This is a genomic window from Halomonas sp. I5-271120 (assembly GCF_030553075.1).
Classification (GTDB): domain Bacteria; phylum Pseudomonadota; class Gammaproteobacteria; order Pseudomonadales; family Halomonadaceae; genus Onishia; species Onishia taeanensis_A.
The window spans coordinates 2,327,798-2,342,990 of the sequence record NZ_CP130701.1 but is presented as its reverse complement, the minus strand read 5'-3'; the positions used below and the strand labels follow the sequence as shown (position 1 = coordinate 2,342,990).

The 15,193-nt window shown below is 60.8% G+C and carries 9 protein-coding genes and 1 pseudogene; 4 read left to right on the top strand and 6 right to left on the bottom strand.

Annotated elements, in window-relative coordinates; all coding sequences use genetic code 11:
* Positions 1-50: 50 nt before the first annotated feature.
* Positions 51-1,628 (bottom strand): glycoside hydrolase family 32 protein, encoded by a 1,578-nt coding sequence (locus tag Q2K57_RS10470; RefSeq protein ID WP_112055166.1) that lies wholly within the window; start codon positions 1,626-1,628, stop codon positions 51-53.
* A 150-nt stretch (positions 1,629-1,778) separates the two neighbouring features.
* Between Q2K57_RS10470 and malT the strand changes: the two genes are divergently transcribed.
* The 3 genes from malT (at position 1,779) to ugpC (ending at position 7,459) form a co-directional block, all read left to right on the top strand.
* Positions 1,779-4,505 (top strand): HTH-type transcriptional regulator MalT, encoded by a 2,727-nt coding sequence (gene malT, locus Q2K57_RS10465; protein WP_112055165.1) that lies wholly within the window; start codon positions 1,779-1,781, stop codon positions 4,503-4,505.
* Positions 4,506-4,670: 165 nt separating this feature from the next.
* Positions 4,671-6,356, top strand: a complete 1,686-nt coding sequence (locus Q2K57_RS10460; RefSeq protein ID WP_112055164.1) for an alpha-glucosidase family protein — start codon at positions 4,671-4,673, stop codon at positions 6,354-6,356.
* On the top strand, positions 6,344-7,459 hold the full coding sequence (ugpC, locus tag Q2K57_RS10455; protein ID WP_112055163.1) for a sn-glycerol-3-phosphate ABC transporter ATP-binding protein UgpC: 1,116 nt from the start codon (positions 6,344-6,346) through the stop codon (positions 7,457-7,459). Before Q2K57_RS10460 ends, ugpC begins: the two co-directional genes overlap by 13 nt.
* Before the next feature lie 95 nt (positions 7,460-7,554).
* Here the strand turns inward: ugpC and Q2K57_RS10450 are convergent, their stop codons facing one another.
* The 5 genes from Q2K57_RS10450 to malE form a co-directional block, all read right to left on the bottom strand.
* Positions 7,555-8,421: a MalM family protein gene (locus Q2K57_RS10450; RefSeq protein ID WP_181463078.1), complete on the bottom strand. Its 867-nt coding sequence runs from the start codon at positions 8,419-8,421 to the stop codon at positions 7,555-7,557.
* A 99-nt stretch (positions 8,422-8,520) separates the two neighbouring features.
* Positions 8,521-9,792, bottom strand: a complete 1,272-nt coding sequence (locus tag Q2K57_RS10445; RefSeq protein WP_112055161.1) for a maltoporin — start codon at positions 9,790-9,792, stop codon at positions 8,521-8,523.
* A gap of 268 nt (positions 9,793-10,060) precedes the next feature.
* A complete protein-coding gene (gene malG, locus Q2K57_RS10440) occupies positions 10,061-10,951 on the bottom strand; it encodes a maltose ABC transporter permease MalG (protein WP_112055160.1) in 891 nt (296 codons plus the stop codon).
* 13 nt (positions 10,952-10,964) lie between these two features.
* Entirely contained in the window at positions 10,965-12,518 is a 1,554-nt protein-coding gene (malF, locus tag Q2K57_RS10435) for a maltose ABC transporter permease MalF (RefSeq protein WP_112055159.1), read from the bottom strand.
* An 84-nt stretch (positions 12,519-12,602) separates the two neighbouring features.
* Positions 12,603-13,787 carry a maltose/maltodextrin ABC transporter substrate-binding protein MalE gene (gene malE / locus Q2K57_RS10430; RefSeq protein WP_112055158.1) on the bottom strand — a complete coding sequence of 395 codons (1,185 nt, stop codon included), beginning with the start codon at positions 13,785-13,787 and terminating at the stop codon, positions 12,603-12,605.
* A 457-nt stretch (positions 13,788-14,244) separates the two neighbouring features.
* Here malE and Q2K57_RS10425 point away from each other — a divergent pair.
* Positions 14,245-15,191, top strand: a pseudogene (locus Q2K57_RS10425) (IS1595 family transposase).
* Positions 15,192-15,193: the final 2 nt, after the last annotated feature.

Genomic DNA, 15,193 nt, shown 5'->3' with positions numbered 1-15,193 from the left:
AGGCCAGGACCTGCGACGCTGCAATTATCCTGGTCCTGACGGTCCCCGCCCTACCAGTGCCGACCGCTGACGGCGCCGAGGCCGACCTCGCCCTGCTCAACGCTCAGCGTCATCGGCAGAGCCTCGTTTGGGAAGGCAAGCTCAGTGATCACCAACCTTCCGTCATCGATAAACAGCTCCGCCGAGCAGCGATCACGCAGCAGCTGACAGGCGATGCGCGGCCCCGCGGGCAAATGGTACTGGGTGCGGTGAGGAAAGTGCTCGCTCAGCGCGGCCGAGTCGTTGACGCATGGGTCGCCGTAAGGATCACCGCCAAGATCGCGCGGCGCAGTGCGCTCAACGGTCACCGCAAGGCTCGAGTCCAAGCCTTCCAACCGGTAGATCAGGCTGTCATCGCCGAAGGGACGCAGCACCACCGCGGCGCCCGGTGCGAGGTCGAGCCGGAATTCGGCCAACGCGGCTTCGGCCTCACCAAGCTCCAGTACGCTGCCGGGTGCCGGCTTTCGCGGCACCACGAGCGCATCGAGGGCCATGGCGCTATCGCGAACCCGATCCGGAATCGTCTGGCGCAGCTCATAGCCCTTGCCTCCTTCATCACGAGCAAGGCTCAGCGCCCGGGGAATCGTCATCGCCCCGCGCCAGTCACCGGTCGGTGTCTCGTGCGCGTATAACCAATTGCTCATCCAGCCGATCACCAGGCGCTCGCCGGGATGATCCGACCAGCTCTGGGCCGCGTAGCAATCGGCGCCCTGATCGAACCAGGTCACCGTCTCAGGGGCCTGATGGGGCGTGAAGCGAATGCCGTCGAAGTCACCGATGAACACCTGAGTGCCGGAGCCCCTGGCAGGGCCACCGCGCTGCACGCCGACCATCAGCACCCAGCGCTCCTCGAGGCTCTCCGCACCGCTCTGATGATCGGCGCCGCCTCGGCCGTCTACCGGCAACGGGAAGAGGTCGGGACATTCCCAGGCCAGTTCGTCGTGGGCGCCGTACTCGGCACCGAACACCGATACCTTCTCCCAGTCAGCGCCGCCCTGGGTGCGATAGATGCCAAGCTCCTGCCCCTCGGTGAGAATCATCACCCAGTGCTCGCTTTCGGCATGCCAGAACACCTTGGGATCGCGAAAGTCCTGAAGCCCTGGGTTGTCGAGGATCGCCGCGTCACGCATCTGCCAGCTGCGACCACCATCGCGGCTGGCCGCCATCGCTTGGGACTGATGGTCTCGCTCGGGGGAACCGCCCGGCACATGGCGAGTGAAGAAGGCCACCAGGGGCGTGATCATGTCGGCACGCAGGGTGCCGCACTCGGCCTTGCGCGGCGCCGTGGTGATCTCGCATTCCGGCACGAAGGCATGCTGCCAGTCGACCACCGCACTGCCCGAAAAACACATACCATGCTCATCGGGCGTGAGCGCTACCGGCCGATGGGTCCAGTGCACCAGATCGCCGCTGCTGGCATGTCCCCAGTGCATCGGCCCCCAGACGGTGTCATGCGGGTAATACTGATAGAAGAGATGGTACTGCCCCGCGTGATGCACAAGCCCGTTGGGGTCGTTCATCCAGCCCTTGGGCGGCGTGAAGTGCAAAAGCGGACGAAATTCCGGCGAAGCGGAAACGGCATCGGTCATAACGGACTCGCGGCGCTAATAGCGTGGAACGAAGGGGCGTCGAAATAAAAGACCCAACCCTACCACCTTGGTCGCAGGGTATCTCGCGGGTCCATCAGTTTAGGCATACTACTAGGCATCTATAACGATTAAGCCTATATCTGGTGTGATATGCGACTGATTCCAGACAAGCTCACTCCGCCACCGTTACCGCCCACACCGGTCGCTCGTGAGCGTCTCAATGATCACTTCATGCTCGATGAACGCATCCGCGTGCAGGTCATTCATGCTCCACCAGGGTACGGAAAGACCACTCTGCTCGCCGAGCGCTTGCCAGCCTTGGAGCAACCGGCATCCTGGCTGCGCCTCGACCCCAAGGACGATACCCCCACTCGCTTCCTGCGCTATTTTGAGGCCGCTCTCAGCACCCTTTTTCATGAGCATCTCGCGCTATCGCCCCCGTCCCTGGGCGACCTCGCCGAAGCACCTGATATAGCCTTCGACGAAGCCATCGAGACCTGGCTGTCACAACTGCCTAGCGAGGCTACTCCCTGCCGGCTGGTGATCGACGAATTCGAGCACATCTCTGCCCCCGAGATCCTGGCAGGACTCGCTCACTGGCTGCGCCACCAGCCCCCCTGGCTGACGCTGACACTGATCTCGCGCACCTGGCCAGCCCTTGGCCTGCCGGCGCTGCGCATGCGTGGCGAACTGGAGGAGATCGGCGCCGAGGAACTGGCCTTCGACCATGAAGAGGCCCAGACCCTTTGCGCCGAGCAACTCAGCTTCCCGCCGAGCCGGGTCAGCCTGGAGCGAGCCCTGCGCCTGACCGAAGGTTGGGTCATGGCCCTCAACTGGCTGGTCGAGCGCACCACCACTCGTGCCGGCTTCGACGCCCTACTCGAGCGTTTGAGCGGCGCGCATCCAGACTTTGTGGCCTGGTTTGATGACCTGCTGAGGGAACATCTCGATGATCACGATCGCCAGCTTTTGTTGCAGCTAGGTGTTCTCGAACGCTTTTCCCCGCAATTGGTGGCACGACTGCTGGAAGGTGACCGAGTCACACAACGTCTAGAGGCCCTGGATCAGGCCGGCCTGTTCCTGCTTCGCCTGACCCCTGACGATCAGTGGTGTCGCTTTCATACCCTGTTCTCCCAGTACCTGTGCCATCGGCGACACGAAATGAGCCTTGACTCCCAGCACCAGCTGCACCGCCGTGCCGGCACTGCATGGTTGGCTCTGGGCAAACCAGCCCTGGCGCTTGCCCAGGCCATTAATGCCGACCACCCTGAAGCGCTGGCTGATCTGATCGAGGATCATGGCCCTCACCTACTGGCCAAGGGCCACTTCGCCCTGCTGGCACGAGCCATGGACACCCTCGGCGAACCAAAGCTGAGTGCTTCGCCGCGCCTGACCCTGATTTATGGCTGGGTCACCCATGCCCAGTACCAGTACGACCGAACCGAGAGGGCCATCGGCTGGATCGAGGCACAGCTCGAAGAACCGCCCTGGCAAGCGCTCGCCGCCGAGTTCGCTACCCTCCGTGCTCAATTAGCGATCAACCGAGGCAACGCCGAACGGGCCTCCCCGCTGGCTGAGCAGGCACTAACGCTGCCCGCACGCTATCTGGACTCCACGCCAGCGTCCGCCGCCGCCATCTTCTGTGAAGCGCGATTCGTCCAAGGCCAGTTGGAAGAATCGCTGACCCGGATCCATGTGGTGGAACAGGAAGCCATGCGTCTCGGCGACGATCAGTTGATGCTTTGGGCGCTATGCCACCATTCAGAGACCCTGGTGGCCCAAGGCCGCCTGCAGGCGGCATTCGATATCCAGGAGCGAGCCTTCGCTCATATCGAACACTGCGGACTCGACCGCCTGCCTGTGGCCGAATTCCTGTATCGCATACGCAGCCAGCTGCTGTGGGAATGGCACCGGCTGGATGAGGCCGAACAAGCGGCGCTCAACGGCATCGCCGTGCTCGACAATCAGGGAGAGTCCTGGACCTTGCAATGTCACGTAAGCCTCGCCAAGGTCGCTCTGGCCCGCGGCGACCAGGTTCAGTGTGCCGACCACATCCGCCGTCTTCGCAAAATCCTCGCCGATGGCGACTACCATATCGACTGGCGAGCCAACGCCCATGCCACCCTGCTCGCCTGGTGGCACTCCAACGACGATCTCGATGCCGTTGCCCGCTGGCTGCAAGAAGCGCCCACCGCTGAACCCGACACCGCCAGCAATCACTTCGCCCAGGCCAACGTGCGCAATCATGCCCGCGCCCTGATGCTGCTCGGCCACACCGAGCAGGCCCGGACATTATTAATGACCCTGGAGCAGCAGACCCGTTGCTTCGGGCTGATCACAGACACCAATCGAAACCAGCTGTGCCTGGCGGCTCTGGAATGGCAATGCGGCAACCGCAGGCCAGCACTCTCGCATATGTCCAAAGCACTCGTACTGGCCACGCGCACGGCCGTCACCGGCAGTTTCCTGCGTCTGGGCACGCCGCTTAGAGAAATGCTCACGGCTCTGCTCGAGACCGATGAGCTCGATGGCCTGGCGCGAGAGCGGGCCAAACGCCTGATAGCCCTGGCCGGCCGTCAGCGCGACTTCGGTCGCGCGGTGCGCCTGATGCTCGACGACACCGAGATCGCCGATATTATCGCCCGTCCCGACGTGCCCGAACTGATTCGCACATCGCCGCTGACACGTCGCGAATGGCAGATACTGGGACTGATCCACGCCGGATTATCCAACGAGCAGATCGCAGAGCAGCTGACAGTAGCCCCCACCACCATCAAGACCCACATCCGCAGCCTTTACCAGAAGCAGAACATTCGCCATCGTGCAGAGGCCATCGCCCTGGCCGGCGACCTGCTGGCTCGCATTCAGGGGGAGTAATCGCTCCCCTCCTCCCCCCGCCTACGCCTGCCACATCGACGCCAGGAGGATGTTCCTCTTCGGCACTGCCGCCAACATATCCCGTACGTTTCTCGTAAGGCTGGCGCCCCGCGAACCGATGCGCGGTCACACCTGGCCTCTAGCCACACGGCAAGGACAAAGCACATGACCAACGACATTTCTCGGCTCAGTAACCAAGGTGCGGACTGGTGGCGCGGCGCGGTGATCTACCAGATCTATCCGCGCAGTTTCATGGACACCAACGACGACGGCATCGGTGATCTGCAGGGCGTCATCGACCGGCTCGACTACATCGCGTCACTGAACATCGACGCCATATGGCTGTCGCCTTTCTTCACCTCACCGATGCTAGATTTCGGTTACGACATCAGCGACTACCGCAGCGTCGACCCGATGTTTGGAACCCTTGAGGACTTCGACCGCTTAGTGGAAGCCGCTCATGCCCGCGGCCTGAAGGTCACTATCGACCAGGTGCTCTCACACACCTCCGACCAGCACGCTTGGTTTCAGGAGAGCCGAGCGAGTCGCGACAACCCGAAGGCAGACTGGTATGTATGGGCCGATCCCAAGGCTGACGGCGCCCCACCCACCAACTGGCAGGCAATCTTCGGCGGCAGCGCTTGGCAATGGGATACCCGTCGCTGCCAGTACTACCTGCACAACTTCCTCGTCGAGCAGCCGGACCTCAATTTCCGTAACCCCGAAGTTGTCGAGGCGATCCTCGGCGAGGTGCGATTCTGGCTGGAGCGAGGCGTCGACGGCTTTCGTCTCGACGCGATCAATTTCTGCACCCACGGAGCGCTGAAAGACAACCCGCCCCGAGAGGAGTTGGCCGAAGGCTTCATCGGCGTTAGGCCCGACAACCCCTACGGCTTCCAGCTTCACCTCCACGATAAAACTCAGCCAGAGAATCTGGTGTTCCTCGAAAAGCTGCGCGCACTACTCGACGAATACCCCGGCTCCACCAGCGTCGGCGAGGTGGGCGACGATGACTCGCTGAGCGTGATGGCCGATTACACGCGGGGCGGTAACCGCCTGCACATGGCCTACTCCTTCGACCTGCTCGGCGAACGCCACGATCCGGCATTCCTGCACAAGACCCTGACCGAGATGGAAGCGCGTATCGGCGATGGCTGGCCGTGCTGGGCGCTGGGCAACCACGACGTGACTCGCCTCGCCACCCGCTGGCAGGCCGAGGGCAATAACGCTGCACTGCGCCTTTACTTGGCCTTCCTGCTCACCCAGCGCGGCAGCATCTGCCTCTATCAGGGCGAAGAACTGGGCCAGCCCGAGGCCGAGCTCACCTTCGAGCAGTTGGTCGACCCCGCCGGCATCGCGTTCTGGCCAGCTTACAAGGGGCGTGATGGTTGCCGAACACCTATGCCGTGGGAGGCTGATACCCTTCACGGCGGCTTCTCCCGCGCCATGCCCTGGCTGCCGATGCCAGAAAGTCACTTGGGGCTTGCCGTCGACCAGCAGGACAATGAGCCTGACTCGCTGCTCAACCACTATCGCTCCTTCCTAGCTTTCCGGCGCACTCAACCGGCGCTGATCAAGGGCGACATCCGCTACCATCCGGTGCATGACGACGTGCTCTGCTTCGAGCGCAGCCATGCGGCCAGCGATCCCGATCAACGTCTGTTAGTAGCACTAAACTTCTCCGACCAGGCACGCGAGCTTCCGGCTCCCCGTGCAGCCAAGGCCATCGATGATGCGCCATCGATGGTCAATGGCCGCTGGCAGGACGCCTCCCTCACCCTGCCAGCCTTCGGCATCGCCATCGCCCGCTGCCCGCAAAACGACGAGGAGGATGCACAATGGGACGTCTGACACTCGATGACATCGGTAAGGACTACGACGGCGTCGAGATCTCGCGACATATCGACCTGACCATTGAGGACGGTGAATTCGTGGTCTTCGTCGGCCCCTCGGGCTGCGGTAAATCAACCCTGCTGCGCATGATCGCCGGGCTCGAGGACATCAGCCAAGGAGAGATGTGCCTAGACGTCGAGCGTATCAACGAGATACCGCCTCAGGAGCGGGATATCGGCATGGTCTTCCAATCCTATGCTCTTTATCCGCATATGACGGTGGCGGAAAACATGGCCTTCGGCCTCAAGCTCGCCCGCACCGACAAGTCCGAAATCCAGCGCCGCGTCCAGCATGCGGCCGAGATTCTACGGCTGACGCCACTGCTCGAGCGCAAGCCCAAGGACCTATCCGGCGGTCAGCGGCAGCGGGTGGCGATCGGCCGGACCCTGGTCAAAGAGCCGGCGGTGTTCCTGTTCGATGAACCATTATCCAACCTCGATGCTTCACTGCGAGTGGAGATGCGGGTGCAGATCGCCGCGCTGCATAAACGGCTCGGCGCGACCATGGTTTACGTGACCCATGACCAGGTCGAGGCCATGACCCTGGCCGACCGCATCGTGCTGCTCTCGAGCGGTCGTATCGCCCAGGTGGGCGCCCCACTGTCGCTCTATCACTTCCCGCATACACTTGAGGTCGCTGAGTTCATCGGTTCGCCGCGTATCAATACCCTGCCAGTGACCGTGATCGACCCCGGAGCAAAGCACACAAGCGTGCGCCTGCCCTCCGGAGAAACCCTGGCCGTAGCAGTTGACGGCCGAGGCTTACAGGTTGGCGACACAGCCACGTTAGGAGTACGTGCCGAAGACTTCGTCGCAGCCGAGGGGGCCGATGCCACCCTCGAAGCACGGCTGGTGGTTGCCGAAAAGCTAGGCTATGAAAGTCTGGCGCACCTCTCCGTGGAGGGGGTCGAGGCACCCATGACCCAGCGTCTGGACGGCCTCGCGGAGCTAAAAGAAGGCCAGTGGGTTAATCTCGGACTATCAGGGGCGCATTGCCACCTGTTCGCTGCCAACGGCGATGCTTGCCCCCGCCAGGTCGAGGTTCCCGGCGTTACACGCTGATCCCGCCTTACCCAGCAACTTCTCGCTTAGCCCCATGACAAAGGCCCCGACGCAGGCGTCGGGGCCTTCTCATTGAGCCATACTGCTAGGCGTGTTTAGCGTACCCGCAACTGCTCGGCGAGCCATGCTCGGGTTCCGGTCTCACCAGCACCTTCGGCGCGCTCAGCCAGTGCCATGGCAAGGTCGATGTCATCGGCCTTGAGTGCCGCCCGGATCAGGCGCCGGATGGCGAGCCCATCCAGAGCCGAGCCCTCGGTGACTGCTGGCGGAAGTGAAGCCCCGGCGGGTCGCGTTTTACTCCAGCGCCCTTGCTCTCCCAAGACACTCACCCGAAGAACCACCTCACCCCTAGCCACATGGCGCGCCCGGGGATTGGTCAACGCAGGGTCGGCCAGGTGGCGGGCTTGAGCACGGGCCCTGGACGGATGCAGAACCTCGGTGGTGGCCGCCAGTGCCTCGGACGTGGTCAGAACCACTAGTCGTGCCGCCTCGACTGAAGGATTAATGCCGAGTGATGCCGTCAAGCGGTCGGGAGCCAAGCCGCGTGAAGGTCGATAATCGAAGGCCTGCCAGTCTAGTCGCCGCTGCACGCGGCCCTCGCGATCCAGCAACAGCAGGGTAGGCGCGATAACCTCCAGGGACCCGCGCCTGTCCCGCATGACCTCGCTCGTCACCTCGACTTGCACGGGACCGACATCGGTCGGCAGGTCCAGAGCATGAAAGGGGCTTTTGCCGCTGGCAAAGGCATGTACCGGCGTATCGGCATCAAAAACCAGCACCTGACGGGTCTCCAACTGCATAGCGGTTGGCGGCAGATCCGCGAGACCTTGGCAACAGTCGGGTGACTGAGCCAGCCAGTCCGTCGACACCACGTGCCCCTCCTCGACTGGCTCGGGTGCCAAAGCGCAGCCGGAAAGCAGCGTGGCGAGTAGACCCATGGCCAACCATTTATCGGCGTACATCTGCATCTCCTAGGGGCTTCGCCCCACCTGTGAAGCCAAAAAGCCGGCCCCAGAGGAGCCGGCAAGCATAAAGGACCTATCGATCGCGAGCGCTGAGAGTTACCACCAGGCCTCGGCCTGCAGGCCGAGGGTCACACCATTGCTTTCGCCGTCTTCAATGGATTCGCTGGCGGCGTTGTAGCCGTTGCCATTCCAATGGGCATAGGTGGCAAAAGCACGCAACACCGGGCGAGCGAAGGCACTGCGGCCCGCCGACCACTGCTGAGCGATGGTCAGCTTGGCCAGGTTGGCCGTATCTTTGCCGCTACCCTGGGGCTTGACCCGATCATAGCCCAGTTCGAGAGCGGTACTCTGGGTCTCGGACCAGTAGTAGGTGGGGCGAATTCCCGCCGACATCCAGGTCTGGCCATCACCGGTATCCAGATCCCGATCCTCGTAGATCAGGGCATAAAGCATGTCGATGTCCGGGCTTAGGTTGACTAAGCCGTGATCAATCAGGCGCAGCATCTCACCCTGAGGCCCAGTTGAAGATGTATTCGACTTGCCCGTACTGCCGATCATGCCGTCATTGGCGACCTGAACCACTGCCTTGTTAAAACCACCCAGCCAGTTGCCCTGAGTATGCTCAAGGGTCAGCATGTGGCCGCTTTGCGGATCGACACCGGCATTGTCCTGAGCCTTGGTCAAGGTCGCGGAGCCATAGTCATAGCCAAGTTCCAACTGGCCATCAGGGTTCGTCGAGAGGCCGGCCAGGCGCACATCGAAGGTATTATTGGCCAAATTCTGCTGACTGTCCGGAAACTCGTTATCCTGGCTGGTATTTCGAAGCCAGGCGAGGCTCAACTTTCCGATGCCCAGATCAATGTTCTCAATACCACCACCTGGCCCGGAAAGGTCCCAGTAGTAAAAGTCGTTCATATGGATATCATGACGCTGATAGAAGCGCTTACCTGCCCAGATAGTTGCCTCGGGTGCGGCATCGACCAAGCCGGTGGCCTGCACATTCACCTGACGCAGGGCAATGGTATTGCCATCTGAAGTGTCACCATCCAGAGATTCGAAATCGTTGGCTTGTTCATTGACGTAGGCCACCAGGCTGTCGAAATAAAAGCTCTTGCCTTCCTCCTCGAATAGCGTGGAGCCTAATCCGAGCTCGGCATAGGTCTCACATTCATTACCTAGGCGATACTTGGCCGAGGCGCCCGCGGCCTGGAAACAAGCCTGGTCGCCACCACCGGAAGTGGTGCCGATCCCCGAGCGGGCATAGCCGTGAAAATCGACATCGGCTGCCTGAACATTACCTGACGCGGCCGTGACAATAGCAGCAGTCAAAGTGACGAGTGGAAAGGTATAGCGGTGCTGGATTTTCATCGTGGCCTCATTGTTATTTTGCGAGTTGTGAGCAGAAAAGGCGTGTGTCAGGCCCGTGATGCAGATGAGCCTTGACGTATTACTTTCCCTCACTCTCTGGCCGATTTTGTCCTCCCCCCGACTTCCTATTGAGGCGTGGTAACAGGGCGTAGGATTACCCAGATAAGGCGTAGAAACTCATAAAAGGTCGAGCGTGTAAGAAAAAAACCCCGCCGAAAGGCGGGGAATGCAGCAAAGCTTGAAATCACATCAAAGGGCCGAAGCGAGTTCAGCCTTTGACCCCGCCGGAGGTCAGACCGCCGACGATCCAGCGCTGGCAAAGCAGGAAAATGACCGTAATAGGCAGGCCAGAAAGCACCGCCGCTGCAGCGAAGTCCCCCCAGCGCTGGTTGTGATCTGCCAGGTATTGCTGGGCACCAACTGCCAGGGTCAGCTTGTCTTCGTCGAGCAGAAGCACCGAGGCCATCGGATACTCCATGATCGACATGATGAAGGCGAGGATGAACACCACCATCAGGATCGGAACCGATAACGGCAGCAGAATATGGCAAAAGGCCTGCCAGGTGCTGGCTCCGTCAACCATGGCGGCTTCCTCAAGCGAACCGTCGATAGACTCGAAGTAGCCTTTGATGGTCCAGATATGTAGCGCCACCGCCCCCAATGAGGCGACGATGAGCGCACCATGGGTATTGATGCCGAGCCAGGGAACCAGTTGCCCCAGACGGTCGAACAGGGCGTAAAGAGCCACCAGCGAGAGTACCGCTGGGAACATCTGAAAGATCAGCATGCCCTTGAGAATCGGCGCCTTGCCTTTGAAGCGCATTCGGGCGAAAGCATAAGCGCTGGTGGTGGAGAGCAGCAGGATCATCAACGAGGACACCACCGCCACCTTGATCGAGTTCCATAGCCATAGCAGAACAGGAAATGGCGGCTGCACCACGCTGCCATCGGCACGCTCCCAAGGAATGCCCAGCGCCAATGCCCAATGCTCAAGGGCGAAACGCTCGGGGATCAGGCTACCGGTCGCAAAATTGCCCTCGCGAAAGGAAATTGAGATCACCAACAGCAGCGGAAACACCACCAGCGCGACAAAGCTTAGCAAGGCGAGGTGTGCGCCTAGTTTGCGGGCGCGGATCGAACGGGGTTGAACCATAGCCATAAGACAAATCCTTCTAGACCTTGACCTTCGACAAGCGCAGATTGAGCAGCGATAAGCCAACCACCAGCAGAAAAATCAGGGTGGCGATGGCCGCTGCCAAGCCAAAGTTCTGGCCGGCATCCTGAAAGGCAATGCGATAGGTGTAACTCACCAGCAAATCGGTGGTACCCGCTGGCGTGCTCGCACCCAGTATGTCGGGGCTTCCACCCGTAAGCAGTGCAATCAAAACGAAGTTATTGAAATTGAAAGCGAAAGCGGCGATCAACAGTGGCGTCAGCGGTTTGAGGATCAATGGCAAGGTGATCTGCATCATGTTGGTGAGCGGCCCACCTCCATCCACCGCCGAGGCTTCGTATAGATCACGAGGAATAGATTGGATCAGCCCCATGCACAGCAACAGCATGTAGGGGTAGCCCAGCCAAGTGTTGACGATCAGCAGCATGGCTCGGGCCAGAGCCGGATCCGTAAACCAATCAGGACTGATGCCAAAAAGGTTCTCAAGGATCAGATTTATCTCACCGTAGTTCTGGTTAAACATGCCCTTGAAGATCAGGATCGAGATAAAGGCCGGCACCGCATAGGGCAGAATCAAAAGGGTACGATAGACAGCCTTGCCCTTGAGCTGCTCCCACTGCAGTAGGGTGGCTAGGATGAACCCCACCGCCAGAGTGAAGACCACCGTCAATCCGGCAAAAACGAAGGTCCATACGAATATCTGCATGAAGGGACCGCGGATGGCCGGGTCGGTGAAGATCTTCTTATAGTTATCCAATCCAACCGCTACCGGCCAGCCCGGGTTGATCCTCTGGCCGCTCTCATCGACAAAGAAGCCGATCTCTTCATCCGGCGTCAGTACTCCCCCATCTCGCTCGTCTAGAAGTCGCCCTTCAGCCAGTTGTGAGTAACGCGGCAACAACGGTGCAAACTGGCGGAGTCCGGCCATGCGTAGCTCTACACCATCAGGGGTCTGCAGCGTAAGGCCCTGCAGCAGGGTGCGCTGACGGATCACCTCGCGCATCGCCAGCGGCTTGCCTGCGGGCGGCTCAGACGCACGGTCGAGCCCCACCCTGCGCGGTTCCGAATTGGCCAGGTTGAGCGGTGGGCTGACCAGGCTGGGGTCCCCTTCAAGATAGAGCCTGGCCATACCGTCTTCTTCATAGAGCGAGAAATCGAAGGCGCCACCTTCGGCCTGATAACGCATATCCAGAAGTTGATCGCGGACCCGCTCCTCACTTAGCAGGTTACTGGAGCTGTAATTGCTGAAGCTGATCCCGATGGTATAGAGCAACGGAAAGATAACGAACACGCCCATCCCGGCCAGAGCCGGAAAGATATAGCGATGGCTCATCAGCGAGCGCTTGAAGAAGACGATGGCAAACGACGTGCCCAGTACCAGGAAAAGTAGCGCGAACATCCACTGTCCCTGCAGATGGAAGGCCGCCACAAGCCAAAGTGTGGCGAGTATCAGCACTACAAGCAGCGCACGCATTGTCCAGCGGGAGTAACGCTCTCGCAGGTCGCGGGAACGATGTCGCGGCAGACCCCGCGTAGCATTGGTCGTATACATGCAATTGATCCTGCTCGACAGGCCGGCCCCGGCATGATTCTGGGGCCGACCAAGGAGCCCGGGGCTCCGATGGGTGAGGTGGCGTTACTGACGCATGCGCCGCGCGGCGGCGTCTAGAGCATCCTCGGGTGATTGCCGACCGCTACCGATGTTCTGCAGGGCTGGTTCCATGGCCGACCAGAAGGCGCCCATTTCAGGGATATTAGGCATCGGCTCACCGACTTCGGCGTTGGCTAGGGTGGCTGCAATCTTGGGATCGCTCTCCAAGTCTTGCTGGTACACCTTGTGGGCTACCGCTCCCAACGAGCCATCACTGTTGAAAGTGCGGAGACCCGGCTCACTGAGCAGATAGTTCTCGAGGAACTCGGTGGCCAAGAAGTCATTGGGTGAGGCCGAATTGATCATCGCTGTCATCACACCGAACAATGGCTTGGCACGGGCGTCACCGACTTTGGGCAGCAGGGCCACACCGAAGTCGATACCGCTCTGGCGCAGGTTATTCCAGGCCCAGGGCCCACTTATCATGGTGGCCACTTCCCCCTGGTTGAAGCGTGTGTCCATGACGCTGTAATCGGTACCCTCAGGAAGCACACCGCTTTCGATCAATGCCCGCAACCGCTTTGCCCCCTCTACGGCGCCGGCATTATTGACGCCGATGTCATTGACGTCGAAGCCATCGGCTGTGCGCTTGAAGGGGTAGCCACCGTTTGCGGCCAGCAGAGACCAGCCATAGTACGGTTCACCATAGTCAAAGAGGATAGCCTTCTTGCCCTCAGGGGAGAGTTTGGCATCAAGATCAGCGAGTTCGTCGAAGCTCTGTGGTACCTCGCCGACCAGCGCCTTGTTGTAGATCAGGCCCAAGGACTCCACCGAGATAGGATAGCCATAGGTTTCTCCGTTCCAGATCATCGCATCCCAAGTGAAGTCGAAGTAGCGATCACGGAAGTCCTCACTAGGCGCCAACGGCTTCAGCAGCCCGCTCTTGGCCCACTCTCCCATGCGGTCGTGAGCCCAGATCACGATATCGGGGCCCTGGCCGCTGCCCGCCGCCTGCTGAAAGCGATCGGTGAGATTGTCAGGATTGACGATGTTAATGGCGATGCCAGTATCTTGGGCGAACCTGTCGGCCACCTCGCGGATGCCCTCGGGCCCCTTGTTGTCGCCCATCCAGATAGTCAGGCCATCATCCTCGAAAGCCATGGCCGGCAGGGCCACGCTGGCTGCGAGCGGCAGCATGAGCATAGCGGTGAACGCTTGGCGTAGTGACATGCGAACGGACCTCTTCATTGTTATGACGTTAATTGATCAGCTGATGGTGGATATGGATAGCCTCGTCAATCTTCACCCTGAACGGCTCATCCTCCGTCGCATCCCCCCCGGCGTAGCAATAGGGCGTAAGCCAAAAGGCTATAGCTCATAAGGGCCAAGCGACCCAGAAACGAAATGCCCCGCGCATGAGCGCGGGGCATTTTGAGTCAGGATATTTCAGACGTCGACTGCGATAACGTGGAGCTCAATCGGCACGCCCGTCAGCCGATGCTGCCCGCCCCCTGGCGGGTGATGACAACCATCGAAGGGCGTGGCGGAGCATCCTGACAGTCGCTCTCCAACAGCCAAAGGCATGACGTTTAAGGCTGCTAGCCTGCCTGCCCTTTTTTCATGGCTATGTACCCGTTACGTGTTGGACAGCTATCCTGTTGATAGATGCCTTGAGAGGTACCTGCTCATGGATGCCCACGCCTTCCAGCATTGGCTTGGTCAACTGACCCAACTCAACACCAGACAAAAGAACCTTCTTCGGTGTCAGCTTCAAAAGCGACCCCAGCAGGACGCACTCCACGATACCTTGCCGACGCTCCAGGCCTGCCCGCACTGTGCGGCCGGTGCCGCGCAGTTAGCCCCATGGGGTTGGAGCCGCGGGTTGCGCCGCTACCGGTGACGGGAGTGCCGTCGTACCTGCAATGCCTTGACGGCCACACCACTGGCGCGTCTCCGTCAGGTCGAGTGCTGGCTGGGCTATGCCCAGGCACTGATCGAGGGGCTCACGGTAAGAGAGGCAGCGCGACGCTGTGGGATCAGCAAGAATACGGCCTTCCGATGGCGACATCGTTTTCTGGCGCGGGTCGCCGAGCATAGCGACACACGCGAAACCGGCATCATCGAAGCGGACGAAACCTTCTTCCTGGAATCCTTCAAAGGCCAACGTCGCCTGCCACGACCATCGCGCAAGCGAGGGGGTGTCGGGGCGACACGAGGCACAGGACCGGACCAGATTCCGGCTATGGTCGTTCGCGACCGAGCCGGCCACACGGCCGATTTCCAGTTGAAGAAGCTCGATGCCCGTCATGTGCGGGAGGCGCTCCAGCCCTTGGTTGATCGCGAGTCCGTGTTGTGCTCGGACAGTGCCAGTGTATACGCGGCCTTTGCCAGAGACTGCGGCATCACCCACCAGGTGGTGCATGCCAAGCCCGGGCAGCGAGTCCGGGCGGGCGCTTTGCCTACCACAGCCGGTTGAAGCGCTGGATGGGCCGTTTCCATGGGGTCGCCACCAAGTATTTGGTCAACTATCTCGGCTGGCGACGCATGCTGGAGCGCTATGCCAAGGCGATACAGCCCGTTCACTGTCTTCAGGAAGCGGTCGGGCGTCACATACAACACGTAACGGGTACATAGCC